Source organism: Duganella lactea (genome assembly GCF_009857505.1).
Taxonomy (GTDB): domain Bacteria; phylum Pseudomonadota; class Gammaproteobacteria; order Burkholderiales; family Burkholderiaceae_D; genus Rugamonas; species Rugamonas lactea.
Map to the genome: position 1 here is coordinate 1 of NZ_WWCP01000088.1, position 1351 is coordinate 1351.

Annotated in this window: 1 protein-coding gene; it reads left to right on the forward strand. The window is 60.9% G+C overall.

Annotation, left to right across the window (positions count from 1 at the left end):
- Positions 1-62: 62 nt before the first annotated feature.
- Positions 63-1312 (forward strand): IS3 family transposase gene (locus GTP44_RS26775; RefSeq protein ID WP_229257109.1). Its coding sequence is split into 2 segments (ribosomal slippage): positions 63-348 and positions 348-1312, totalling 1251 coding nucleotides; the frame shifts between segments, so codons are not numbered across the junction.
- Positions 1313-1351 lie beyond the last annotated feature (39 nt).

The window sequence follows — 1351 nt, forward strand, 5'->3', positions numbered from 1 at the left end:
TATAGTGGACCCCGAATTTGAGACGGTGGTTTAAGCTGTTGTCCGTGAAAGGATGATAGCGCATGAGTGAAGGCAAAAAACGCAGGGTGCATACGGCGGAGTTCAAGGCCAAGGTCGGCCTGGAGGCAGTACGCGGAGTGAAGACGGTGACGGAGATCGCGCAGGAGTACGGCGTGCATCCGGTGCTGGTCGGGCAGTGGAAAAAGGAAATCCTGGAAAACGCTGGCGCGCTGTTCGACGTCAAGCGCGGCCCGAAGCCCGTTGATGAAAGCAGCCCCGAGGATAAGCTGTATGGCGAGATCGGGCGGCTGAAGATGCAGGTGGACTGGCTCAAAAAAAAGCTCGGGGAATGAGTCCGGCCGAGCGGGCGCAGTGGATTGATCGTGGCGACGAGGTGCCGCTGGCGATGCAGTGCGAGCTGGCGGCCGTGCCGCGCTCCACGGTTTATCGGCGACTGGAAGCGACAGCGCGCCAGTCATTGATAGACCAGGAAGATGGCCAGCTGCGGGCGCTGATCGACGAGGAGTACACCAATCGGCCGTTCTACGGCAGCCGGCGTATGGTGGTGTTTCTACGCGGGCGCGGCCACTGCGTCAACCGCAAGCGCGTTCAGCGCCTGATGCGGGAGATGGGCCTGGCCGGGATGGCGCCGGGGCCCAACACGAGCAAGGCGCATCCGGGGCACAAGGTCTATCCTTACCTGTTGCGCGGCGTGGCGGTGACGCGGCCAAATCAAGTGTGGTCGACGGATATCACCTACGTCCGCCTGGCGAAGGGCTTTGCCTATCTGGTGGCGATCATCGACTGGTACAGCCGCAAGGTGCTCTCCTGGCGTATCAGTAACAGTATGGACGCCGCGTTCTGCGTGGACTGTCTGGAAGACGCTTTACGTCACCACGGCAAGCCAGAGGTGTTCAACAGCGACCAAGGCTCGCAGTTCACCAGCAGCGCCTTCACCGACGTGCTCAAACGTGAAGGCGCGGCGATCAGCATGGATGGACGGGGACGAGCATTGGACAACATCTTCGTAGAGCGCCTGTGGCGCAACGTGAAGTACGAGGACGTGTATTTGAAGGGCTACGCCAACATGGCCGAGCTGACGATGGGCTTGGCCCAATACTTCGCCTTCTACAACGCCGAGCGCCCACACCAGGCATTGGGCTACGAGACGCCAGACCGGGTCTACAGTGCGGGCATTGGCGGCGGTGCGATGATCGTCGACAAATTCGGCGACGCAGACCAGGTGCGGGAAAAAATCAGCGGTACGGGGCAGCGCCGAGCAGCTGCGGAAGTGGAAACGGGCACAGCTTAAATTAACCGCCTGAGTGTCTTGACTGACGGGTCCACTTTA